The sequence below is a fragment of the Algibacter ulvanivorans genome, assembly GCF_048381495.1.
GTDB classification, from domain to species: domain Bacteria; phylum Bacteroidota; class Bacteroidia; order Flavobacteriales; family Flavobacteriaceae; genus Algibacter_B; species Algibacter_B ulvanivorans.
The window spans coordinates 346416-369960 of the sequence record NZ_JBLWGD010000001.1; the positions used below are offsets into that span (position 1 = coordinate 346416).

The 23545-nt window shown below is 30.7% G+C and carries 26 protein-coding genes; 15 read left to right on the plus strand and 11 right to left on the minus strand.

Going from position 1 to position 23545, the window contains the following annotated elements:
* Positions 1–47: 47 nt before the first annotated feature.
* From ACNG5D_RS01675 to ACNG5D_RS01685, 3 genes are all read left to right on the plus strand, one after another.
* Positions 48–425: a DUF3127 domain-containing protein gene (locus ACNG5D_RS01675; protein WP_418181763.1), complete on the plus strand. Its 378-nt coding sequence runs from the start codon at positions 48–50 to the stop codon at positions 423–425.
* A 93-nt stretch (positions 426–518) separates the two neighbouring features.
* Positions 519–1142: a leucyl/phenylalanyl-tRNA--protein transferase gene (gene aat / locus ACNG5D_RS01680; protein ID WP_418181764.1), complete on the plus strand. Its 624-nt coding sequence runs from the start codon at positions 519–521 to the stop codon at positions 1140–1142.
* 81 nt (positions 1143–1223) lie between these two features.
* Entirely contained in the window at positions 1224–1667 is a 444-nt protein-coding gene (locus ACNG5D_RS01685; RefSeq protein ID WP_418181765.1) for a hypothetical protein, read from the plus strand.
* Between the two features lie 32 nt (positions 1668–1699).
* Here ACNG5D_RS01685 and ACNG5D_RS01690 read toward each other — a convergent pair whose 3' ends face one another.
* From ACNG5D_RS01690 to ACNG5D_RS01700, 3 genes are read right to left on the minus strand one after another with little or no spacing between them, the layout of a single operon-like run.
* A complete protein-coding gene (locus ACNG5D_RS01690) occupies positions 1700–2350 on the minus strand; it encodes a DUF2490 domain-containing protein (RefSeq protein ID WP_418181766.1) in 651 nt (216 codons plus the stop codon).
* A gap of 16 nt (positions 2351–2366) precedes the next feature.
* Positions 2367–2945: a hypothetical protein gene (locus ACNG5D_RS01695; RefSeq protein ID WP_418181767.1), complete on the minus strand. Its 579-nt coding sequence runs from the start codon at positions 2943–2945 to the stop codon at positions 2367–2369.
* Entirely contained in the window at positions 2932–3495 is a 564-nt protein-coding gene (locus ACNG5D_RS01700; protein WP_418181768.1) for a DNA-3-methyladenine glycosylase I, read from the minus strand. Before ACNG5D_RS01700 ends, ACNG5D_RS01695 begins: the two co-directional genes overlap by 14 nt.
* A 123-nt stretch (positions 3496–3618) precedes the next feature.
* Here ACNG5D_RS01700 and ACNG5D_RS01705 point away from each other — a divergent pair, with 123 nt between their 5' ends.
* Positions 3619–4236, plus strand: a complete 618-nt coding sequence (locus ACNG5D_RS01705; RefSeq protein WP_418181769.1) for a thioredoxin family protein — start codon at positions 3619–3621, stop codon at positions 4234–4236.
* Here the strand turns inward: ACNG5D_RS01705 and ACNG5D_RS01710 are convergent.
* The 3 genes from ACNG5D_RS01710 to uppP all read right to left on the minus strand — a co-directional run bounded on the left by ACNG5D_RS01710 (position 4223) and on the right by uppP (position 6596).
* Entirely contained in the window at positions 4223–4936 is a 714-nt protein-coding gene (locus ACNG5D_RS01710; protein ID WP_418181770.1) for an energy transducer TonB, read from the minus strand. The genes ACNG5D_RS01705 and ACNG5D_RS01710 overlap by 14 nt on opposite strands.
* A gap of 168 nt (positions 4937–5104) precedes the next feature.
* Positions 5105–5800: a tRNA pseudouridine(55) synthase TruB gene (truB, locus tag ACNG5D_RS01715; protein WP_418181771.1), complete on the minus strand. Its 696-nt coding sequence runs from the start codon at positions 5798–5800 to the stop codon at positions 5105–5107.
* A gap of 1 nt (position 5801) precedes the next feature.
* The gene (uppP, locus tag ACNG5D_RS01720; protein ID WP_418181772.1) at positions 5802–6596 is read right to left on the minus strand and encodes an undecaprenyl-diphosphatase UppP; all 795 of its coding nucleotides are present in this window, start codon (positions 6594–6596) and stop codon (positions 5802–5804) included.
* A 155-nt stretch (positions 6597–6751) separates the two neighbouring features.
* Between uppP and ACNG5D_RS01725 the strand changes: the two genes are divergently transcribed.
* A complete protein-coding gene (locus ACNG5D_RS01725) occupies positions 6752–7723 on the plus strand; it encodes a type I phosphomannose isomerase catalytic subunit (RefSeq protein WP_418181773.1) in 972 nt (323 codons plus the stop codon).
* An 11-nt stretch (positions 7724–7734) separates the two neighbouring features.
* On the opposite strand, the gene ACNG5D_RS01730 is transcribed toward ACNG5D_RS01725, so the two are convergent.
* From ACNG5D_RS01730 to ACNG5D_RS01740, 3 genes are all read right to left on the minus strand, one after another.
* Positions 7735–7989: a DUF3098 domain-containing protein gene (locus ACNG5D_RS01730; protein ID WP_418181774.1), complete on the minus strand. Its 255-nt coding sequence runs from the start codon at positions 7987–7989 to the stop codon at positions 7735–7737.
* 87 nt (positions 7990–8076) lie between these two features.
* Complete coding sequence (locus ACNG5D_RS01735; protein ID WP_418181775.1) at positions 8077–8955, minus strand: cell division protein FtsX; 879 nt, start codon at positions 8953–8955, stop codon at positions 8077–8079.
* Between the two features lie 154 nt (positions 8956–9109).
* Entirely contained in the window at positions 9110–10024 is a 915-nt protein-coding gene (locus ACNG5D_RS01740; protein WP_418181776.1) for a DMT family transporter, read from the minus strand.
* A gap of 138 nt (positions 10025–10162) precedes the next feature.
* Here ACNG5D_RS01740 and leuS point away from each other — a divergent pair, with 138 nt between their 5' ends.
* From leuS to ACNG5D_RS01770, 6 genes are all read left to right on the plus strand, one after another.
* On the plus strand, positions 10163–12985 hold the full coding sequence (leuS, locus tag ACNG5D_RS01745; protein ID WP_418181777.1) for a leucine--tRNA ligase: 2823 nt from the start codon (positions 10163–10165) through the stop codon (positions 12983–12985).
* 10 nt (positions 12986–12995) lie between these two features.
* Positions 12996–13481, plus strand: coding sequence for a hypothetical protein (locus ACNG5D_RS01750; RefSeq protein ID WP_418181778.1), 486 nt, complete (start codon positions 12996–12998; stop codon positions 13479–13481).
* 5 nt (positions 13482–13486) lie between these two features.
* On the plus strand, positions 13487–13738 hold the full coding sequence (locus ACNG5D_RS01755) for a SemiSWEET family sugar transporter (RefSeq protein WP_418181779.1): 252 nt from the start codon (positions 13487–13489) through the stop codon (positions 13736–13738).
* 167 nt (positions 13739–13905) lie between these two features.
* The gene (ald, locus tag ACNG5D_RS01760) at positions 13906–15000 is read left to right on the plus strand and encodes an alanine dehydrogenase (protein WP_418181780.1); all 1095 of its coding nucleotides are present in this window, start codon (positions 13906–13908) and stop codon (positions 14998–15000) included.
* Between the two features lie 161 nt (positions 15001–15161).
* A complete protein-coding gene (locus ACNG5D_RS01765) occupies positions 15162–15857 on the plus strand; it encodes a zinc metallopeptidase (RefSeq protein ID WP_418181781.1) in 696 nt (231 codons plus the stop codon).
* Positions 15858–15938: 81 nt separating this feature from the next.
* Complete coding sequence (locus ACNG5D_RS01770) at positions 15939–17711, plus strand: MutS-related protein (protein WP_418181782.1); 1773 nt, start codon at positions 15939–15941, stop codon at positions 17709–17711.
* Here the strand turns inward: ACNG5D_RS01770 and ACNG5D_RS01775 are convergent.
* Positions 17708–18619: a thioredoxin family protein gene (locus tag ACNG5D_RS01775; RefSeq protein WP_418181783.1), complete on the minus strand. Its 912-nt coding sequence runs from the start codon at positions 18617–18619 to the stop codon at positions 17708–17710. The two genes, ACNG5D_RS01770 and ACNG5D_RS01775, sit on opposite strands and share 4 nt — an antisense overlap.
* A gap of 193 nt (positions 18620–18812) precedes the next feature.
* Here ACNG5D_RS01775 and ACNG5D_RS01780 point away from each other — a divergent pair, with 193 nt between their 5' ends.
* The 4 genes from ACNG5D_RS01780 to ACNG5D_RS01795 all read left to right on the plus strand — a co-directional run bounded on the left by ACNG5D_RS01780 (position 18813) and on the right by ACNG5D_RS01795 (position 21927).
* A complete protein-coding gene (locus tag ACNG5D_RS01780) occupies positions 18813–19784 on the plus strand; it encodes a sensor histidine kinase (protein WP_418181784.1) in 972 nt (323 codons plus the stop codon).
* Entirely contained in the window at positions 19781–20473 is a 693-nt protein-coding gene (locus tag ACNG5D_RS01785; protein ID WP_418181785.1) for a LytR/AlgR family response regulator transcription factor, read from the plus strand. Before ACNG5D_RS01780 ends, ACNG5D_RS01785 begins: the two co-directional genes overlap by 4 nt.
* Positions 20474–20569: 96 nt before the next feature.
* The gene (locus tag ACNG5D_RS01790; protein ID WP_418181786.1) at positions 20570–21058 is read left to right on the plus strand and encodes a hypothetical protein; all 489 of its coding nucleotides are present in this window, start codon (positions 20570–20572) and stop codon (positions 21056–21058) included.
* A gap of 89 nt (positions 21059–21147) precedes the next feature.
* Positions 21148–21927, plus strand: a complete 780-nt coding sequence (locus tag ACNG5D_RS01795; RefSeq protein WP_418181787.1) for an amidohydrolase — start codon at positions 21148–21150, stop codon at positions 21925–21927.
* Here ACNG5D_RS01795 and ACNG5D_RS01800 read toward each other — a convergent pair.
* Positions 21920–23524 carry an Ig-like domain-containing protein gene (locus ACNG5D_RS01800; protein WP_418181788.1) on the minus strand — a complete coding sequence of 535 codons (1605 nt, stop codon included), beginning with the start codon at positions 23522–23524 and terminating at the stop codon, positions 21920–21922. The genes ACNG5D_RS01795 and ACNG5D_RS01800 overlap by 8 nt on opposite strands.
* Between the last annotated feature and the right edge of the window lie 21 nt (positions 23525–23545).

The following is a 23545-nucleotide window of genomic DNA, read 5'->3' on the forward strand; positions in this document are numbered from 1 at the left end:
ATTAAAAAATAATAGAAAAACAATAGTAAATAAATAATTACGAATACATGGAAGTTCAAGGAAGAATAAAAATGGTTGGAGAAACTCAAACTTTTGGAAGTAATGGGTTTAGAAAAAGAGAAATTGTAGTAACTACAGAAGAGCAATACCCACAGCATATTATGGTGGAGTTTGTGCAAGATAAAACAGACTTGTTAAACAATTACCAAGTAGGGCAACAAGTTAAAATAAACATTAATTTAAGAGGGCGAGAGTGGGTAAACCCTCAAGGAGAAACAAAATATTTTAACTCTATTCAAGGTTGGCGAATTGAAGCATTACAAAGTGAAGCAGCAGGCGGAAATATGCCTCCTGTACCACCAGCAGATGCTTTTGAGCCTGCAGGAGATTTAAAAGAAGAAGATCATGACGATTTACCTTTTTAATAACATAAAATTTTAGTTCTGCCACAGCAGAAACTTTAATTAAATTAACCTCAATATTTTTTTAAATGTTGAGGTTTTTTATATTTATTAATCATGTATTATTTAAACAAAGATATTTGGTTTCCAAACGTTAATACAGCTTCGCCAGAAGGTTTGTTGGCTGTTGGTGGCGATTTGTCTGCCAAAAGATTACTACTTGCGTATAAAACAGGAATTTTTCCTTGGTTTGATGCTAACGAGCCTATTTTGTGGTGGTCTCCAAACCCACGATTTGTATTATACCCCGAAAAGCTAAAAGTTTCTAAAAGTATGAAACAAGTTATGCGAAATAAAGGATATAAAGTAACCGTTAATAAAGATTTTAAAGCCGTAATTACAGCATGTGCTTTAGTAAAGCGAAATGGACAAAAAGGGACTTGGGTTACAGATGCTATGATAGAAGCCTATGTAAAGCTTCATAATTTAGGTTTTGCTAAATCTGTAGAAGTATGGGATAATAATAATCTAGTTGCAGGCCTTTATGGAGTAGATTTAAATAATGGCGTGTTTTGTGGCGAGAGTATGTTTACAAAAGAGAGTAATGCTAGTAAGGTTGGTTTTATTTCGTTTATTAAAAACACAAATTATAAACTTATAGACTGCCAAGTTTATACTAGCCATTTAGAAAGCTTAGGTGCAGAAGAAATTTCAAGAGATTTGTTTTTAAAATATTTGTAAATTAAGCTCATTATTTTTTTAAATTTAACTAGATAAAAGAGTTATGCTTAAATACACAGCATAAGTAAAATAAGAAGTATAATGAAACATTTAACTTATATACTTGTTTTAGTTTTAACATTATTTTCGTGTAATAACGATGATGATACTAATATTGAAAATTTAGAGCCTAAAGCCGCTAGTATTATTGGCAAATGGCAATGGACAATTACCGAAGGTGGTATTAGTGGAGTAGACCAAGTTACCCCAGATCGTTTTGGTAAAAGTGTACAACTAAATTTAAATTCAGATATGTCGTATTCTATTATTGAAAACGGAATTGAAATATATAGTGGCAATTATATTATAACTACAGACACATCTATTTACTCTGCTGAAGATGATTTTATAAATTATTCAGAAAACTTTGATTACAGCTGGCATGTTGTGTTTAAGGGAGTAATTAGAATGCGAGATGCATTACATTTAACAATTGCCAATAACTATTATGATGGTTTTACAACTCATTTTAATAGGTTGCAGTAAACCGCTTTAACGGTTAATATAAAAATTAAACACTAAATTTTTAATACAGCAGAAGATAATATGTATAAGTTGTTTTTAGCTTTTAAGTTAAAAGCTTCTAATCTATGCTCTAAACCTGTTTGAAGTTTTAATTTTTGACTAATTTGCCAGCCTATTTGCGAGGATATTCTAATATCTGTTTCTGGTTTATCCGTTTTACTTAAGCTTAATAACCCTTCGGTAGCACTTACTAAGTAAGCTTCACCTATATCAAGTTTTTCTCCATTTAAAGGGAAATCTACAGCAAATCTATACCGTTGTCTAAAAATAGTTTTGTTATCTATAATGCGTTGTTCGGCTCTAATTCTATGCCCATAACGCACCCCTAACTTTTGTTTTGTAAAGTTAAACTGTTGTGTTAACCGCAATTCGTTAGTCCCAGTTTCAAACCTATCTCTATTTCGGTAATAGATACCAAAACTTAATTTGTGGTTAAAGTTTAATTTTATTGTAGAAAAATGATAAATATCTATCTGCTGTTGTTGGTATTGAAGGTTTTTATTTTTATACAAAAAATATCTACTTCGTAAAGCAAAATTCATGCTATAGGTTTTAGAAACGGTATGGTTTATAGCAAACGCCGATTCGCCAAGGCTAGTAAAATTGTTTTGAGCATAGCTATTAAAGCCTATAATGCAAAACATAAATATTATAAAGGTTTTAATATAAGGCATGCTCGTAAGAAGAAGATGTTACTAGTCTAGATTTTTCAAATTTACCATCTCTATTAAATGTAAACTCTCTTAATTCGTGTTTTTGTTTTGTTTTTATTTCGGCAATAATTTCAAAATGCGTGTGTTTGTTATTAGGGTTTTCTATAATGTATGCAATATAGTATTGGTCGTTTTTGGTTGAATGATTTATGTATTGTTTCTGAATTTTTATTATTCTACATTTTTTAAAATTAGAGCTAAAATAAGCATCAATTTGTTTTAGTGCTTTTTTTGAAATATCTCTTTTTTTAACCAAAACCTCAATATCTTCAAGCTTTCCTAGTGTATCAAACTCAATACTATAATGTAGTTTGTTTATTTTAAATTTAGCTTCAAAGCTTTGCTTTTTGGCATCAGTTTCTTTGTAAAATTTTAAATATTTCGTCTTATCAGCTATAAAATTGAAATAATTTTGGGCAATTTTTGGAAATTCAGATTGATTAATGCGCTTTTCTTGTTCGTTTTTGGTTTGCGAATAAGAAAGTAAACTTAAAAATAGACAAGCAAAAAAACTAAACTTCATCATATCTAAAACAATTTACTTCATGGTCGTTAACCATACCTGTGGCCTGCATATGGGCATAAACAACGGTTGAACCAACAAACTTAAAGCCGCGCTTTTTTAAGTCTTTACTAATGGTATCGCTTAAAATTGTATTTCCAGGAGCTTCTTTGTAGTTTTTTATATTGTTTTTTATGGGTTTGCCATCAACAAAGTTCCATATGTATTTACTAAAACTACCAAATTGTTCTTGAATTTTTATAAACGCTTGTGCATTACTAACAGTAGCATTAACCTTTAATTTGTTTCTAATTATACCAGTATCTTGAAGTAGAGTGTTAATTTTTGCTTCTTGGTAGTTGGCTATTTTTTTGTAATCAAAATTATCAAAAGCTTTTCTAAAATTTTCTCGTTTTCGTAAAACGGTTATCCAACTTAAGCCAGCTTGAAAGGTTTCTAAAATTAAAAATTCAAATAAAGTATCATCATCATAAACAGGAACACCCCATTCTGTATCGTGGTAGGCTTCATATAAATCGTCACCTACGCACCAGCCGCATCTGTGTTTTTTCATTGTGGTAAAGTATTATTGTTTTTTGGGTTGTAAGGTTAAAAGTAAAAGTATGACAAATATCATCTTAATTAAAATCTATAGGTATTAATTTTGCTTCTAGGTTTTTATTTTTAAATTAAAATTATGAATCAAATTATACAAAAAAGTCTTGACAAAAGTATTTCATATCAAGACTATAGATTGTTAGTAAAGCAATTAGCTAATGAAAATTCGAACACCGGAAAAGAAAAAACAGAAGCGCTAGCAAATTATACTAAATTGAACGATAAACGCATGAAGCGTTGGGATAAAACCATAAAAATTTCTGATACTGCTAAAAAAAAGATATTAGACTATAACCAAAAAATAACTTGGTTAATAATTACCGAAAGCTGGTGTGGCGATGCTGCTCATGTAATACCTGCATTGAATAAAATAGCAGAATTAAATACAAATATTGATGTAAAAATTGTATTGCGTGACGAAAATTTAGAGCTTATGGATATGTTTTTAACTAATGGAGGTAGAGCTATTGCAAAAGTTGTTATGATTGATAATAGTACAGGAGAGGTATTAAACACATATGGACCAAGGCCAAGCGAAGCAACAAGTTATGTAAATAGGTTTAAAGCTAAGCATGGTAAATTAACACCAGAATTTAAAGAAGATTTACAACATTGGTATAATAAAGATAAAGGGCAAAATATAATTGAAGATATAACAAAGTTACTTTGCCAATTGCAACCTACTATTTGCCAATAAAATAAAATGTTATAGAGCCTATTTGGGTGTTTTTTGATGCATCTGCGCTAAATCGAGATTGCTTAGCATAATCTATGGCATGTTCTATAAGGCACTCGTTGTTAGAGTTTGACGATGTGTTTACATAAGCATCAATTACATTGCCTTGGGCATTTACTGTAATGTTTACCACTATTTTTCCGTCTATTTCACATAAATAAACAGGAATAGGAATATGAATTTTTTTTCTGTTTTTTAATGAAAACTTTATGGAACTTTTAGAGTTGTTACCATCAGATTGTTGTTCTTTAAGTAAGTCGTTTACTTTACTAAATTTAGCTAACTCTTCGGTGTTTAATTTAGAGTCTTTGGGTATATCATAAGCTTTTCTAGCTATGGTTTGGTGGTTTGAAGTGTTATTAGATTTAGGAATGTAATCTTCTGGTGGAGCTATAGTTTTAAAAGCTTGGGCAAAATGTTTAGGCTTTTCGGTTTCGTTAAAAGCTTTATTGGTTTCAGCTTTAGTATTATTTAATTTATCTAAAGCTTCAAGCACTTTAATTTCCTCTTCAGTAAGTTCTGGTTCTGGTTCTATTTCGTAATAGCTTTCAGATGCAAATTCTTGCTGTTGTTTAAGGCTTAAATTAAAAACAGAAAGTATTACAGTTCCAGTAATTAGAAAAGTAATAAGTAGGGCTTTATGTTGATTACTAAGGTTCAATACGTTTGTGTTTGGGGTAATCGTATTAAAATATACGGCAAAATACGCTAAAAAGTTTAAAAAATCTTAAAGTTTAAAACATTATGAAATAAAACAAGGGTTGTAAGGTGTTGAATTTAAGTGTTTTGTTAGTTGTTTTTGTAGACTTTTTTTTAAGACGGTACGGTATTATTTAGCCTTTAAGTTTTCAATAAATTTTTCAATAGAAGAAGATTTAGTAACATGAAAATTTCCAATTTTTGTACGACGCAAAGCAGATAAATGCGCGCCAGAATTTAAAGCTTTTCCAAAATCGTTAGCTAAAGAACGAATGTAAGTGCCTTTACTACATGCAACTCTAAAATTAACGCAAAGTCCATCAATTTTAGTTATTTCAAATTCCGAGATTTGTATTGTTCTGGCAGGAATATCTACATGCTCGCCAGCTCTTGCAAATTCGTATAAACGTTTACCATCTTTTTTTAAAGCTGAAAATACAGGTGGAAATTGTTGTATTTCGCCAATAAACTGCTTAGTGGTTTTATAAATTAAATCTTCTGTAATATGGTCTGTTGGGAAAGTTTCGTTTATTTCGCTTTCCAAATCATAGGAAGGTGTGGTGCTTCCTAAAATTATAGTGCCTGTGTATTCTTTTTCTTGTCCTTGAAAAGTATCAATTTGTTTGGTCATTTTACCCGTGCAAATTACTAGTAGCCCTGTTGCTAAAGGGTCTAAAGTACCAGCATGCCCAACTTTTATTTTTTTTATTTTAAAGGCTTGGCGAATTTCCCATCGTAGTTTGTTAACCACCTGAAACGATGTCCAGTTAAGAGGTTTGTCTATAAGTAAAACCTGCCCAGAAAGATAATCTTCAACCGTTTTCATATTAATTAAATAACGAAAAAGCTATTGCAATTAAACCAACAATAACACAATATATTGAAAAATAGGTAAGTTTACTTTTTTTAACTAGAGCAATCATCCAAGTGCATGCAAATAATCCAGCAACAAAAGCTGCCACAAAGCCAATAGATAAAGCTGTAAAGTTTCCAGAATTGTAAGTTAAATCGCCACTTAAAACATCTTTTGCTATTTTACCAAAAATTAAAGGTACAACCATTAAAAATGAAAAACGAGCAGCTTTAGTTTTGTCATTTCCTAATAATACCGATGTTGAAATGGTGGCACCACTTCTAGAAATACCTGGTAACATGGCTATGGCTTGAGAAATTCCAATAACAAATGCATTTTGAAAACTTACTTTTTTTTCTGTGTTTTTGGCTTTATCTGCTAAAAATAATAAGATAGCAGTAATAATTAACATACAACCAACTAATAAGATGTTATTGCCAAAAAGGGCTTCAAGCTGTTCTTCAAAAAATAATCCTACAACTACGGCAGGAATCATAGAAAGTGCTATTTTAGAAATAAATTGTAAATCGTCATTCCATTTAAATTTTAAAGCCCCTTTTATAAGCTCTAAAATATCTTTTCTAAATACAACAATAGTGCTTAAAGCTGTTGCAAAGTGAAGCACAACAGTAAATAGTAAACTTTCTTCTGGCACAGAGTTGTCGCCAAGAATGGCTTTTCCTAATTCTAAATGCCCGCTAGATGATACAGGAAGAAATTCTGTAAGTCCTTGTATTATGCCTAAAATAATTGCGTCAATTATATCCATGCGGCAAAAGTATTAAAATTGACGAAGTAAAGTGTTTTAAGTGTAAAAATATTGAACAGTTATTTGCTTTTTTTTTAAACAAAAATAAAAGTAAATGTATTTGTGAGTAAGGTTTTAAAACAATAGTTTTATAGCGAATTTTCTTTACAAAAATTATGAAACTATATCCTTTAAAATTTAATCCAATTTACAGCTACCGTATTTGGGGTGGCGAAAAATTAAAAACAATACTTAATAAACAATATACAGAAGAAAGTATAGGTGAGTCTTGGGAAATTTCAGATGTAGATGATAACGAAACTGTAGTTGGAGAGGGTAATTTAAAAGGAAAAACATTAAAAGATTTAATTAAAGAATATAAAGGAGATTTTGTTGGTAATAGTGTTTATGAAGCTTTTGGTGAAGATTTTCCATTGCTAATTAAGTTTATTGATGCAAAAACACCGTTATCAATTCAAGTGCATCCTAGTAACGAACTGGCTAAAGAGCGACATAATTCGTTTGGAAAAAACGAAATGTGGTATGTAATGCAGGCTGAAAAAGATGCCGAATTAATTGTTGGTTTTAATCAAAATGTAGAAAAAGATAGCTATCAAGAGCATTTAAATAATTCAACATTAAATAAAATTTTGAATATTGAAAAAGTGTCTAATGGCGATACGTTTTATATTCCAACAGGACGTGTTCATGCTATTGGTGCGGGTGTTTTATTAGCCGAAATTCAGCAAACATCAAACATAACCTATCGTATTTATGATTATGATAGAGTTGATGCTAAAACAGGCAAGACAAGAGAACTTCATACCGAAATGGCATTAGATGCTATAGATTACAAGCATTATAACGATTATAAAACTAAATATTCGGTAACAGATAATGTGTCTAACACGTTGGTACATTCGCCATATTTCAAGACCAATATTATTAAGGTTACTAAAAGTATAGAGAAAGATTATTCTAAAACAGATAGTTTTGTAATTTATATGTGTGTAGAAGGTGCATTTAATGTGGAGTGCGATAACAAAACGTATAGCCTAAAAATGGGCGAAACATTGTTGTTACCTGCAATTGTAAACAAATTAAAAATAGTTGGCACAGATGCTAAGCTGTTAGAGGTACACTTGTAATTAATTAGAAGTTACTTTTTGTCTGGATTTAAAAGTATAGCATAAATCTGGATTCCGAAACCTATTAATATTAATGTTGGTGCTAATCGAATACGTCTCCAGCTAAAAATTTCTGGGTTAAAAACATTGGGATCGTCACTACCTCCGCCAGACATTAAAATAAAACCAAGAGCAATACAGGCTAAACCAATAAACATGAATTTGTAATTTTTATTTCCAAATATAAATTCTGGTTTCGAGTTTTCTTTACGTTTTTGTTCTCCCATAATAATGTTTACGCCAAATAATTTACTGCAAAGTAAAAGATTTATTTCATAAAAGCTGTTAAGAGTTTTATAATTTGTTTTACCAAACTAGTAATATAGCTCGTCTGTTTTTAAATTTAAAAAACGTTGTGTTGCAAAGTGTGTGCTTATCCAAGTAATAATAATACCTAAAGCAAAAACAAAAACAAACAATAATGATACTAAAATGGGGTTGCTAAGCAATTCTAATTCTGTAAACGTTTTGTTTAAATAATACAAAACAATGGCCATACCAATTAAGGCTAAAAGTGCACCAATCATACCTAAGCGAACACTTTTCCATACAAAAGGGCGACGAATAAATTGTTTGGTTGCGCCAACCATTTGCATAGTTTTAATAGTAAATCGTTTAGAGTATACAGCCAATCTAATAGAACTGTTAATTAATAAAACAGCAATTAAAGTAAAAATACCACTTATAATAAGCACCCAAAAACTAATTTTTTTAACGTTATCGTTCATTAGGTTTACCAAGTCGTTATCGTAAGTAACTTCATCAACAAAGTTTTTACTAGTGGCTTCGGCAGATATTTTTTCAAGATGTTCAGAAGTCACAAAATCTGCTTTTAAATGAACATCAATAGAGTTTTGAAGCGGATTATAGCCTACAAAGTCCATAAAATCTTCACCATTTTCTGCTTTCATAAATTCGGCAGCTTGTTCTTTTGATACGTATTCGGTAGATTTTACATAATCTGCCATAGCCAAACTTTTTTCAAGTTGTTTGGTTTCAACCTCTTTAGCAGTATCTTTTAAATAAATGGTAATAACCACCTGTTCTTTAAAATGGTCCGATACTTTTTTGGCGTTTAAAATAAGCATACCTAATAAACCCAATAAAAACAATACTAAAGCAATACTTAATACTACAGAAAAGTAGGAAGATATAAGTCTGCGTTTTTGATGTTTTTCAAATGATGAACTCATGTAAGGATAAGATTAAGAAGTAAAAGTAATAAAGAATTTTAATAAAATTTAAAAAGACTAAAACTCTTTTAAGTTTGTTAGCAAATGTATTTTTAAAAAGCAAATACATTGTGGCAATGTATTATATAAACTAAAACACGTTAACTTTGTTGTACTAGGCTAGTTTTTTTGGCGGTTTGCTTATAATATAAACCCCAATAATAACCATTAAACAGCTTAAAATTTTAACTGTGCTAATGTCTTTAGCGTATTCATCTTTCATTAAAATAAAAGCGTAAATACTTACCATAATAAAACTTATAACAGGTTGTAAATAAATATAGCTACTTGTTACAGAAGGTGTAACATAGTTAAGGGCGTATATATTAAATAAGTAAGCAAAAAAGGTGGTAAATAGCACAACATAGCCTATTACCAAATAGGTATTTATAGAAAAGGCTTCGAAATTTGTGTTAGAAATATCATTTAAAGCAAAAGGTATTACTAGTAGTAATCCAAATAAAAACATCCAGCTTATTATAGTAATAGCGTTGTATTTCTTCTTTAAAGTTTTTACAAGAACAAGGTAAAGCCCGTAGCACGAGGCGTTTAAAAAAACAAATAAATTGCCAAGAAAAGAACTTGTACCTGCAGCTTTATTGCCATAAAGTATTAAGAATATGGCACCAATACCAGCTATTGTAATACCAATAAGTTTGTTTTTAGTAATGCGTTCTTTTAAAATTATAAAACTAAAAACAAGTACAATTACAGGAGTAGCAGTCATGATAATAGAAGCATCAACTGGCGATGTTAAATTAATACCATGAAAAAAAAACAGCATATTTGCTGCTGCACCTAGTAAACCACAAATGGCTAATCTTAAAAAGTCTTTTCGTTCAACTTTTTCTTTTATAAAAAGCAATTTAATGCCCCAAAATAGTACAACACAACACGCTAATCTTATAAAAACAAAAGCATTTGGACTAATTTTTTCTGGCATAATGCCTTTAGCAATAATATAGTTTGCACCGTAAATTAAGTTAGCACCAAGAAGCGCAAAATGAGCTTTGTAAATATTAGAAATCAAGATGTTTATTTTTAAGCTGCAAAAATAAATTTATATTATTTAAAACACATTGTTTTCGTGCTTAATAAACTATTAAATAAAAGGTTTTTAAGTTGATTTATAAAACGTAAATTTGCAACTTCTTAAATACGCATGATAATGAAGTACAATTTCAACGAAATTGAAGCCAAATGGCAAAAATACTGGGCAGAAAACCAAACATTTAAAGCAGTAAATAACAGCGAAAAACCAAAATATTATGTTTTGGATATGTTTCCTTATCCTTCTGGAGCTGGGTTACACGTTGGGCATCCGTTAGGTTATATAGCTTCAGATATTTATGCACGCTATAAACGTCACCAAGGGTTTAATGTTTTACACCCTCAAGGCTACGATAGTTTTGGTTTACCTGCAGAGCAATATGCCATTCAAACAGGGCAACATCCGGCTATAACAACCAAAGATAATATTGCAACCTATCGTCGTCAATTAGATCAAATAGGTTTTTCTTTTGATTGGTCTCGAGAGGTACGTACTTCAGACCCAAGTTATTACAAATGGACACAATGGATTTTTATCCAATTGTTTAATTCTTGGTTTAATAATGATAAAAATAAAGCAGAAAACATATCAGATTTAGAAACCATTTTTGCTAACCAAGGTAACGGAAATGTTAATGCAGTTTGTGATGATGATGTAGCGCATTTTTCGGCCGAACAATGGAATGCATACACGTTAAAACAACAACAACAAATATTGTTGCAATACCGTTTAACATATTTGGCCGAAACCGAGGTAAACTGGTGCCCAACATTAGGAACTGTTTTAGCAAACGACGAAATTGTTAATGGTGTTTCAGAACGTGGTGGGCATGCTGTTATTCGTAAAAAAATGACACAATGGAGTATGCGAATTTCTGCCTATGCAGAACGGTTACTTCAAGGTCTAGAAACTATAGATTGGACAGATTCTTTAAAAGAAAGCCAACGTAACTGGATAGGAAAATCGGTGGGAGCTTCTGTTACATTTAAGGTTAAAGAAAACAATGCTACTATTGATGTGTTTACAACACGACCAGATACCATTTTTGGAGTAAGTTTTATGACATTAGCACCAGAGCACGATTTAGTATCTAAAATAACAACGCCAGAACAAAAAGCCGAGGTCGATGCTTATATTTTAGCAACAGCAAAGCGAAGTGAACGCGATAGAATGGCAGATGTAAAAACCATATCTGGCGCATTTACCGGAGCTTATGCCGAACATCCATTTACAAAAAAGCCTATTCCTATCTGGATTGGCGATTATGTTCTTGCTGGCTACGGTACAGGTGCAGTAATGTCTGTACCATGTGGAGATGAGCGCGACTATGCTTTTGCAAAACATTTTAATATACCAATTCCTAATATTTTTGAAGGTGTAGATATTTCTCAAGAAGCCTTTTCAGATAAAGCAAAAACCGTAATAGGAAATAGCGATTTCTTAAACGGGTTAAATTATAAAAAAGCAACCAAGCGCGCCATTTACGAATTAGAACAAATAGGCCAAGGCAAAGGAAAAACAAATTACAGGTTACGCGATGCGGTATTTAGTCGTCAACGTTATTGGGGCGAGCCATTTCCTGTGTATTATGTAAATGGTATGCCACAAATGATAGATGCCAAACATTTGCCAGTTAAGCTTCCAGAGGTAGAAAAATATTTACCCACCGAAACTGGCGAGCCACCATTAGGTAATGCTTCCGTTTGGGCATGGGACATAGTTAAAAACGCAGTCGTTTCAAACAATTTAATTAATGATGAAACTATTTTTCCGTTAGAATTAAATACCATGCCAGGTTGGGCAGGAAGTTCGTTTTATTTTAACAGATATATGGATCCAGAAAATGAAAACGAAATAGCATCTAAAGAAGCTATGGATTACTGGAAAGATGTCGATTTATACATTGGCGGAAGCGAGCACGCTACAGGACATTTATTGTATTCTCGTTTTTGGCAAAAATTCTTGTTCGATAAAGGTATTGTACCTGTTGATGAATACGCAAAAAAACTAATTAACCAAGGTATGATTCTGGGAACTAGTGCTTTTGTGTATAGAGAAGAAGGCACAAATACATACTTTTCTGCTGGTTTAATAGAAAACAAAAAGGTACAAGCACTTCACGTAAAAGTAAAATATGTTAATGCTTCAGACGAATTAGATATAGAAGGACTAAAAAATGATAGTGAATTTGGTGAAGACTATGCTGATGCCAAATTTGTTTTAGAAAACGATGTTTATAAAGTAGGTCGAGATGTAGAAAAAATGTCTAAATCTAAATACAATGTTGTAAATCCAGATGATATCGTAGCAGATTACGGTGCCGATAGTTTGCGCCTATACGAAATGTTTTTAGGCCCATTAGAGCAATACAAACCTTGGAATACAGCTGGTATTACAGGAGTACATGGTTTCTTAAAAAAACTATGGAAATTGTATACGGATGATGGTGGACTAAAAGTTACCAATACAAAACCAACAAAAGATAATTTAAAAACCCTACACAAAACCATTAAAAAGGTTCAGGAAGATATCGAGAATTTTTCGTTTAATACCTCGGTATCTACATTTATGATTGCTGCTAATGAGCTAACACAGCAAAAATGTACAAGTAAAGATATACTAGAACCGTTATTGGTTTTAATTTCGCCTTATGCGCCACATATTGCCGAAGAGTTATGGAACCAGTTAGGGCATAACGAGTCTATTTCTACAGCAGCATTCCCAGAATTTGATGAAAGTCATTTAGTAGAAAGCAGTAAAAACTACCCAATTTCATTTAATGGTAAAATGCGTTTTACTATGGAGTTGTCTTTAGATATGAGTAAGGAAGACATTGAAAAAGCCGTTATGGCACACGAAAAAACACAAGAACAATTAGCAGGTCGTACACCTAAAAAAGTAATTGTTGTGCCAGGTAAAATTGTAAATATAGTTGGGTAAATAAAATGGTATGAGACATTTGGTTATTTTTCTTTTAGCTATTATTATCATTTCTTGTTCAAGTGATGATGGTAGTAAATCTAAACCAAAACCAGACCCCTATATTTTAAATGCAATAATAGGCTCATGGGCTTATAATACGGTAACAATTAATGGCGAGATGTATAACTATCAACATACAGAAGGTTGTACAAAAGATTTGTTTCAGTTTTATAATGAAGAAGGAAAAATATTCGAGTTTGAAGAAGACTATGTTTCCAATTGCGATATTTGTGCCCAATGTGCTATTTCCTCAACAAACCTTCAATGGGAATTATACGATAATATAATACATCTATATTTTGGTGATCAATTTATAGAAGAGTACGAAATACTAGAAGTAAATAGCAATATAATTAGGTATAAACGTATTTTCGATTATGATGAAGATGGTATTGATGATGATATAGAAATATCTGGAGTGCCTTACGACCCATATAACGAGTTTGATAATTAATTATAATGGAAATAATAGGATTTATTGCAGCTATTTTAACAACTGCAGCATTTTTACCACAAGTTTATAAAACTTGGAAAACAAAAGATGTATCTAGTTTATCGTTACCCATGTTGCTTCTTTTTTTTGTTGGTATTATTGCATGGCTAATTTATGGCGTTTTAAAAAATAGCCCATCAATGATTTTTGCTAATAGTATAACCGTAGTTTCTTCATTTTTGTTAATGTATTTTAAAATAAAATACTCAAAAAAGTAAATGCTTTTATAAAAACTTAATCTCTACTAGTTTAATATAAATTATGTAAAAGTCAAATTAATTGATTTTTGTGTGAAAATAATTTATCAAATATGGTGTTTTATCAATAATATTTAAAAATATTGTTTTAATTTTGCCACAGTTTTCACCCATTAAATATCATATTTATGACTATTGGAGTTCCTATTGAAATAAAAAATAATGAGAATAGAGTAGGTATGACACCTTCAGGTGTTTTCGAGCTTACTAAAAGAGATCATACTGTTTATGTACAAAAAAACGCTGGTTTTAATAGTGGTTTTTTAGATGAAAATTATATTGAAGCAGGCGCAACCATTCTAGATACTATAGAAGAAGTTTATGCTGCTGCCGATATGATTGTAAAAGTTAAAGAACCTATAGAGCCAGAATACAAATTAATTAAACCAAACCAAGTTGTATTTACGTATTTTCATTTTGCATCAAGCGAAGTGTTAACAAATGCAATGATTGAAAGTAAATCGGTTTGTATTGCTTATGAAACTGTAGAGGATGAAGATGGTTCATTACCATTATTAATTCCAATGTCAGAAGTAGCAGGTAGAATGTCTATTCAGCAAGGCGCAAAGTATCTTGAAAAACCTATCATGGGTCGCGGTATTTTACTAGGCGGAATTCCTGGTGTGCCTCCAGCAAAAGTATTAATTTTAGGGGCTGGTGTTGTTGGTTTACAAGCAGCGCGTATGGCATCTGGATTAGGTGCTAGTGTACACATTTTAGATATTAACATGAAAGCTTTACGTCATGTAAGCGATGTTATGCCAAATAATGTTGTTAGTGAGTTTTCTAGCGAATACAATATTAGAAAGCATATAAAAGATTCCGATTTAATTATTGGTGGCGTATTATTAAAAGGCGCTAAAGCTCCAAAACTAATAACCAAAGATATGCTTAAAGAAATGCGTCCTGGTACCGTTATGGTTGATGTAGCTGTAGATCAAGGTGGCTGTTTTGAAACCACTAAGCCAACTACACACCAAGACCCAACTTATATAATTGACGAAGTTGTACATTATAGCGTTGCAAACATGCCAGGGGCAGTACCTTACACATCTACAATGGGCTTAACCAATGTAACCTTACCTTATGTTATTAAATTGGCAAACGAAGGATGGGAAAAAGCATGTAACAATAATGCGTCTTTAGCAAAAGGATTAAACATTGTAAAAGGGAAAATAGTTTATAAAGAAATTGCTGAAGCTTTTGATATGGAAGTGGCTTAAATTCAAATAAATTATAATTTTTAAAACGCCTAAAGCTTAATTATTAAGTGTTTAGGCGTTTTTTCTTTTTAAGCCTTTATTTAATTTAACTGACAAATATTCAGAATTAAAAATTGGCTTTATTTTTGCTATATTTAATTAGAATTTTAAAACAGAAAACAATGTTAGGATATTATATATTACTTGGTGCTATAGCTTTAATAAGTTGGTTGGTAAGCAGCACACTTAAAAGCAAGTTTGCTAAATACTCAAAAATACAATTACGTAATGGAATGAGTGGTGCAGAAATTGCCGAAAAAATGTTGGCAGATCATGGTATTACAGATGTTGAGGTTATTTCTACACCAGGCCAATTAACCGATCATTATAACCCAAAAAACAAGACGGTTAATTTAAGCGAGTCGGTTTATAACCAACGCAATGCAGCGGCAGCAGCTGTTGCTGCGCATGAGTGTGGCCACGCAGTACAACATGCTCAAGCCTACGAGTGGTTAACCATGCGATCTAAATTAGTACCAATGGTTAGCGTTACCTCTGGAATGTCGCAATGGGTAGTTATTGGAGGTTTAATGTTGGGGGCAGCTGCCGGATTAGGTTTTGGATATTGGGTCGCTATTGCAGGTTTAGTAATGATGGGGTTTGCTACATTATTTAGTTTTGTAACATTACCTGTCGAGTATGATGCTAGTAATCGTGCTTTAGCTTGGTTAAAAAACAAAAATATGGTTACTCCAGATGAATATAAAGGTTCTGAAGATGCACTAAAATGGGCAGCAAGAACCTATTTGGTTGCAGCTATTGGCGCTTTAGCTAATTTGGTATATTGGGCATTTCAAGTGTTTGGAAGCCGCGATTAATAAGTGAAAATGAAACTACAAATTAAAGCTCTGAATATGTTCAGGGCTTTTTTGTTACTTTAATACCCATTAAAACAAAAAATGAAAAACCCAACTACGTATTATAAAAATCAATTAAAAACGTATCAAGCAGAAGTTAAGCGCTTATATAAAAAAATGACAGCACTAAGTACACTACGCTTAGTCGTGTTTTTGTTAACAGGGTTTGGGGTGTACGTTTTTTTTAATCAATGGCAAATCGCAATATCTATTGGTGTTTTGGGAGTTGTTTTTTTTGTTTATTTACTTTCAAAACATACCGATGTTAAACGACAGCATAATTTTAACAAAGCTTTAGTTGGTGTTAATGAAGACGAAATTAAAATAGCTTCGGGTAATTTTCATGATAGAAATGATGGTTTGGTTTATCAAGATCCAAATCATTTTTATAGTCTAGATATAGATTTATTTGGTCGAGGTTCTTTTTTTCAGTTTGTAAACAGAACAACCATTAACGAAGGTACTTTAAAATTGGCTAATACCTTAAAAGCAAATAATATAGATAATATTGAATTAAGGCAAGAGGCTATTAAAGAGTTGAGTACTAAAATTAAATGGCGACAATATTATACCGCTACTTCTAGCCTGGTTGATGTTGAAACACCAGCCAAACACGTTGTAAATTGGTTGCAAAACCATAAGGTGTTTTTACCTAAAATAATGTCGTGGCTACCTTTGGTTTTTAGTTTGGCTTCTGTTATTTTATTTGTGCTTACTGTTTTAAATATAGTTTCAAATCAAGCTTTAATTGGGTATTGGTTGTTTTTGGGGTTTGCCGTTACCGGAGGCTATTTAAAAAAAATAAATGTACTAGCATCAAATACAGATAAAGTTCGAGATACCTTTCGCCAATATGCTTTGCTATTAGATTTAATTGAAAACGAAACATTTACTTCAGAATTATTACAGCAAAAACAAAAACAAATTAAATTAGGCAAAAAAAAGGCATCTGCAATTTTTAAAGCCTTTTCAAAATCTTTAGATGCCTTAGATAATAGAAATAATATTATAGGAGCCATTTTTGGTAATGGATACTTTTTAACCGATGTAAAAAATAGTTACCGCATAGAGCAATGGATTAAGCAATATGCCAATACGGTATCCAATTGGTTTGAAGTGGTTTCTTTTTTCGATGCTTATAACTCTTTAGGTAACTATGCATACAATCATCCTGAATTTGTGTTTCCAGAGATTAAAAATAGCGAAACCGTTATAAAAGCTAAAGGCTTAGGGCATCCATTATTAAAAAAAGAAAAGCGTGTTGATAGCGATTTAGTTATTAAAAACGAACAGTTTTTTATTGTAACCGGCGCTAATATGGCTGGTAAAAGCACATTTTTACGTACCGTATCTTTACATATTGTTATGGCTAATGTTGGGTTGCCAATTTGTGCACAATCGGCACAATATTCGCCAGTAAAATTAATTACTAGCATGCGAACTACCGATTCTTTAACAGACGATAGTTCGTATTTCTTTTCAGAGTTAACTCGACTAAAGTTTATTGTAAATGCGCTTCAAAAATCATCTTATTTTATTGTTTTAGATGAAATTTTAAAGGGCACTAATAGTACAGATAAAGCAGAAGGATCGCGTAAATTTGTTGAAAAGTTAGTGGCTTTACATGCAACAGGTATTATTGCTACTCACGATTTAAGCCTTTGTGAAATTGAAAAAGAATTAAGCGACGTTAAAAACTATTACTTTGATGCCACAGTTATTAACGACGAGCTTCATTTTGATTATAAATTAAAAACAGGTATTTGCAAAAATATGAATGCTTCTTTTTTATTAAAAAAAATGGAAATTGTTTAAGTTTGATTCTTTTGTTTTTCAGCTTCAAGCTTAATTTTTTTAATTATTTCAATAGCATTTTTATCGTCTGGCTTTAAACTTAAAACTTTGTAGAAGTTTTTTAGAGCTTCATTATAGTTTTTTGTTTCATAATAGGCCTCACCTAAACTATCATACACATTATGCTTGTACGGAAAAATTTTAGTGTTTAAATTAAAAATATACAAGGCCTTTTCTATTTGGTTAGAGCGTAAAAGCGAATACCCGTAAGTATTTAATTCTCTACTGCCTTTTACATACTCGGCTATTTTAGGTAATAAATTTTTTTCGTTTTGTTGTAGGCTATCTATTGTGTTATTGGTAAGTAAATAATCCATATAATTGGCAGCCATGTAATTTGGTGTGTATTTGTTTTTGGTAACAATGTTTAACATATCGCGTTCTAGAGTTTCTTTTGGATGCTCTACAATTCTATTAATTTCTTTACCATTTTTATAAAAAATAAAAGTAGGAACTCGATGAATGTTTAACCCTTTTTCTTCATGGTTAGGGCTTTGTTTATAAGCGTTTTTAGTTCTATTAACCGCAATAACTTCTAATTGGCTTTCTGGAAAATTGGTGGCTTCAATAATTTTGTAAAACCTAGGAACTTCTCTTTTACTATCGCCGCACCAAGTCCCTAAAAACACTTTAATTTCATATTTATTTAAAGCATCTTTTAGTTTTTTAGTAATTGCTTTATTAACTAAATAATCTTTGTAGTTTTTTGTAAACCATGTGTTAAAGGTATTTTGGGTTAAGCCATTTTTATTAATTTTTCCAAGCAAAACCTCATTTCCTTTTTTATCGGTTTCTATATGGTTTAAGGTTTGAGAAAAACCAAAATGTAGGCTAAGTAAAATAATGATTGTTAATACTATTCGTTTCATGATTAAATTAGATTGATTTGCTCAAAAATAATAGTTGCTTTAATTACATTGTAAAAATGAGTACGCATAGCTGTAATAACTTTATAAACGTTTGTTTTAAGCTTATAAACAGTAAAAATGCCGTTGGTAACTACAAAACCTACTTTTGTACATATTGTTTGATGGTTTTAGCTTTTCTAATTACTTTTAAAAAATGACTATAATTAATAAACACACATCTCAGGTTTTAGTGCATATTCTTTTTTGGATGCTATTTGTTTTTGTGTCGTTATTTTTGTTTTCAGATTTTTATTGGAGGGAAAACCCATTTTTACAATACGTATCGCTTTTAGTAGCTATCGTGTATATAAATAATTTTTTTTTACTTCCCTTTTTTGTTAAAAAAAAACTGTACGTTTTGTATGTTTTTGTGTTTGCAGCTATTTCTTTTTTTGCAACACAATTATACTGTTATGCTTTTGCGCAATGTGGTTGTAGTATACCAAAATGTTTAAGCGATTATTTGTGGCAAACACTTGTGCCGTTAATATTTTTTTCTTTTATATGGATTTTGTATCGCTTTATTGATGAGCAAGAAAAGGTAGAAAAAATAAAAAAAGAACATGCCGAAATGGAACTTAAATTTTTAAAATCGCAAATTAATCCGCATGTATTATTTAATAATTTAAATACCATTTATTCTTATTCATTAGAAAAACCTAACGAAACTCCAGAGCTTATTTTAATGCTTTCAGATAATTTAAAACATGTGTTATATGAAAGTAACGAGAAAACCATTTCAATAGAAAAAGAAATTCACTTTATTGATAATTATATAAAATTTCAAACTATAAGAACAGAAGGTGTTAAGTCTATAAATTACAAAAAATCTGTTGATAGTTTTTCTCATAAAATAGCGCCATTACTTTTAATAACCATTATAGAAAACGCTTTTAAACACAGTACTTTAAATAGCGATATTAAAGTAGAAATTTGTATAGAAAACAATGAGTTAAGCTTTGTTTGTGAAAATGATTTTGATAGGCAAAAACTAACGACTACCGATTTAAAAATAGGTTTAATAAATCTTGAAAAAAGATTAGAACTTATATATAAAAACAAGTATCAATTTAATATTATTAAAACAGATACTTTTAAAGTGGTTTTAAAACTTAATTTAAAATGAAGTGTGTTATAATTGAAGATGAAATTCCTGCGCAAAAAATTCTTAAAAATTTTATTGCAAAAATTCCTGGTTTAGAGTTAACGCATACGTTTAAAGCTGCTATCGAGGCCAATTCGTTTTTAAATACAGAGTCTGTAGATGTTCTTTTCTTAGATATTAATTTGCCAGATATGTCGGGGTTAGATTTTATAAAAACCGTTAAAAATCCGCCTGCCATTATCATGACAACCGCCTATGCCGAGTTTGCTGTTAATAGTTTTGAGCTAGATACTATAATTGATTATCTGGTTAAACCATTTTCGTTTAATAGGTTTTTAAAAGCTATTAATAAAGCTAAAACAAGAATAGAAACACCTAATTTACCTCAAGATAGTAGTAATACAGAGGCTATTTTTTTAAACGTTGATAAAACCCTTCATAAAATTATTTTAAATAACATTCTTTATATTGAGTCTGAAAGAAACTATATAACTGTAGTAACAAAAAACCAAAAGCTTTCTTATATCGATTCTTTAAAAAATTGGAATGAAAAGCTCTCAGATAATCATTTTATACAGGTTCATAAATCATATATAATAAACAGTATGTTTGTTAATAAAATATCGGGTAATACCATTTATATAAAAGATAATAAAATACCAATTGGCAGAACTTATAAGCAAGGACTTTTAGCAAAATTGGGTGTTTAGTCATGTTGTTTGTTTTTAAAAAAAAGCAATATTTTTAAGTTACTTTTTAAATAAATTTGAGTCTAAATAAAAGACGTAATATTTAAAAATAAAATGATGAGATATTTAGTAATTATGCTATTTCTAGGATTTGGTTTTCTAGTTAACGCACAAGAGGTTAGTTTTAATGGTGTATCGTACGAGATAAAAAAAGAAAGAATTTTTAAAACTGGTATTGATGTAACCGATACTTTATCTGAAGAAGAAAAAACTGAAATTCGAGCGGCTTTTGATAAAAAAATGATGCAAATAAAAGAAGCAGAAGCCACTAAAGCACGTATAGAAAAAGCAGAGAAGGAGCAACTTAAAGCTGAAAAGGAACAGAAAAAGGCCGAGAAAAAACAAAAAAAAGCCGAAAAAGCTTTAAAGAAAAGACAAAAAGCTAAATCTAACTACGAGAAATCTACCAAAAAGCATAAAGATGCAATAAGCAAATACGAAAAGCTTAAAAAGAAAGGTAAATTATCGCCTCAAGATGAAGAAAAATGGTTAGAGAAAATTGAAAAATACAAAACGGCTATAGCAAAAGCTAAGAAAAAATTATAACTAACTTTTTAATATTAAGCTTTACAAATAACATTTTTTAGCAGGTAAAAAGCTAAAAAGTGTTATTTTTAGTTTAAAATAGTTTTTAAATGCAAAACGAGCTTAAAGTAGCATTAATTCAGGCTAATTTAGTTTGGGAAAACCCAGAAGAAAACCGAATTAATTTTACAAAAAAAATTAACTCTTTACCAACAGAAATTGATGTTGTTGTGCTTCCTGAAATGTTTACTACAGGTTTTACAATGCATGCCTTAGTTGTTGCCGAAACGATGCAAGGAAAAACAGTTACTTGGTTAAAAGATTTAGCAAAAAATAATAACATAGCCATAGTTGGTAGTTTAGTTATTTTAGAGAACAATAATTATTATAATAGATTGTTGTTTGTAGAACCATCGGGCTTTGTATCTATATATAATAAGCGTCATACCTTTACTTTGGTTGGCGAACAAAAAACGTATTCTGCAGGTAAAGAAAAGTTAATTGTTAATTATAAAGGTTGGAAAATATGTCCTTTAATTTGTTACGATTTACGTTTTCCGGTTTGGGCAAGGAATATTGAAGATTATGATGTCTTGTTATATGTTGCCAATTGGCCAAAACCTCGTATTTCTGCCTGGGATGCATTGTTAAAAGCTCGTGCTATAGAGAATATGGCATACTGTATTGGTGTAAATAGAGTTGGGGTTGATGGATTAAATAGTGTGTATTCTGGACATTCGGCAGTTTATAATGTACTTGGAGAACAAATAGCAAATTTAGCACCAAACGAGGATGGTGTTAGTGTTGTTGTATTACAACAAACGCACATTAAAGCTTATAGAAATAAACTTAAGTTTTTAGATGATAGAGATAACTTTAAGTTTATTTAAATGTAAGTGTTTCTTGAATACCCCAATCTGCTCTAATTTCAATATCTTGAAAATGACTCACTTTTTCGGGTTGAATCTTTTTTAAATAGTTACCAGAATCGTATTTTTTATTACCGTTGGCATCATGAATAATTCTAATAGAATATATGCTTGGACTTAGGTTTAAAAAATCTACAGTATTGCCTTGGGTGGCGTGTTTTTCTTCTTTTACTTCCCCATTTTTATCTGTAAGCTGTATAATTAACGGGTATGTTGCATTAACTAAAGTAAACCTAGCATACCCAAAGTCTGATGCTTTTTTTGTTCTTAGGTTATAAGATAAAGTGTCTTTGTTTTTATCTCCAAAAAAGTCTTCAAAAGCTTCAGGTAAAATTTCTATTTTATAATTATTATCTTCTGTTTTATTAAATTTAAGCAGGTATGTGTTTTTTATAGAATCGTAAACCGTAGTAAAGGTAACTGCTGTAGAGTCCTTATCAATCATATTTATTTTAGAGGTGTCGAAATTTAATAGCGGTGTAGTTCCAGAAATTTTAAAATCTTCATCATAACCAATGCCACCTGTTGGCGACGCTCCAATAACTAAGGTGTCTCTTTTTTGTGCACTTATTCTGGCAGTAAATTCTTTTTTAAAATCGTTTTTAGATACTTTAAAATTTAAAGAATCAACATCTAATCTTGGTTTATACCAATAGTTTAAGGTGTCTGTTTTTGGGTCTTTAGTAATACGATATTCAAATTCATCTGGTGTTTCAGATAGTATTTTAATATTCATATTATCATAATCGCCTTCATAACCAAAAGCTATTTTTTCGCCAGAAATTAAACGCGGTCTTGTAGCGTTAAAATCTATTTCTTCTTTAAAAAGTCTTAAAGTGTATAGCGAGTCTGTAGGCACTTCAATATAATTCTTATAATATCCTATTTGATCTGTTTTTTGTTGAAATTTATTATCTCCATTACCATCCTTTAAGGCCATTAATAGATATTTTCCTGGCTTAAGGTTTTCAATAGAAAAAGTGGTTACACTATCTAGAGTATTTGTTATATATTTTGGAGTTTCTTTGTAAATAATAGAGTCAGAAAATGTAGAGTCTATTTCATACAAAGCCACATTTACAAAGGTTTCAGGTTCTTTTTTTAAAGCATCAACTATATTTCCGTTTACCGAAAGCGAATCAATATGATTTCCTGTAGAAAACACATAACGATAGTAAGGGTAGGGGTTGCCTTCATTGTTATCTGTTATACTATTACCAAAGTTAAAAGCATAAGTTGTATTTGCTGGAAGGGTGTCGTATATTTTTATCGATATATATTTACTTGCTCCGCTAGTGGGGGTAACGTCTGGTTGCGTTTTCATTGGCGGAGAAATAATAAGTTGTTTACTTAGGTCTTTAATTTTAATGTATTCATCAAAATAGACTTTAATTTCTTTACCATTAAAATTAGTAGAATAATTTTCTGGCTCAGATTTTATTATACTGGGAGGTGTTTCGTCTTTAGGGCCACCTCCAGGTGTACCGCGGTTTGCACAGTTTATTAATGCTAAACCAATAACAAACACAAAAATTAAATTTAAAAGGGTTTTATTCATCAATTATTTTAATTTTTACAA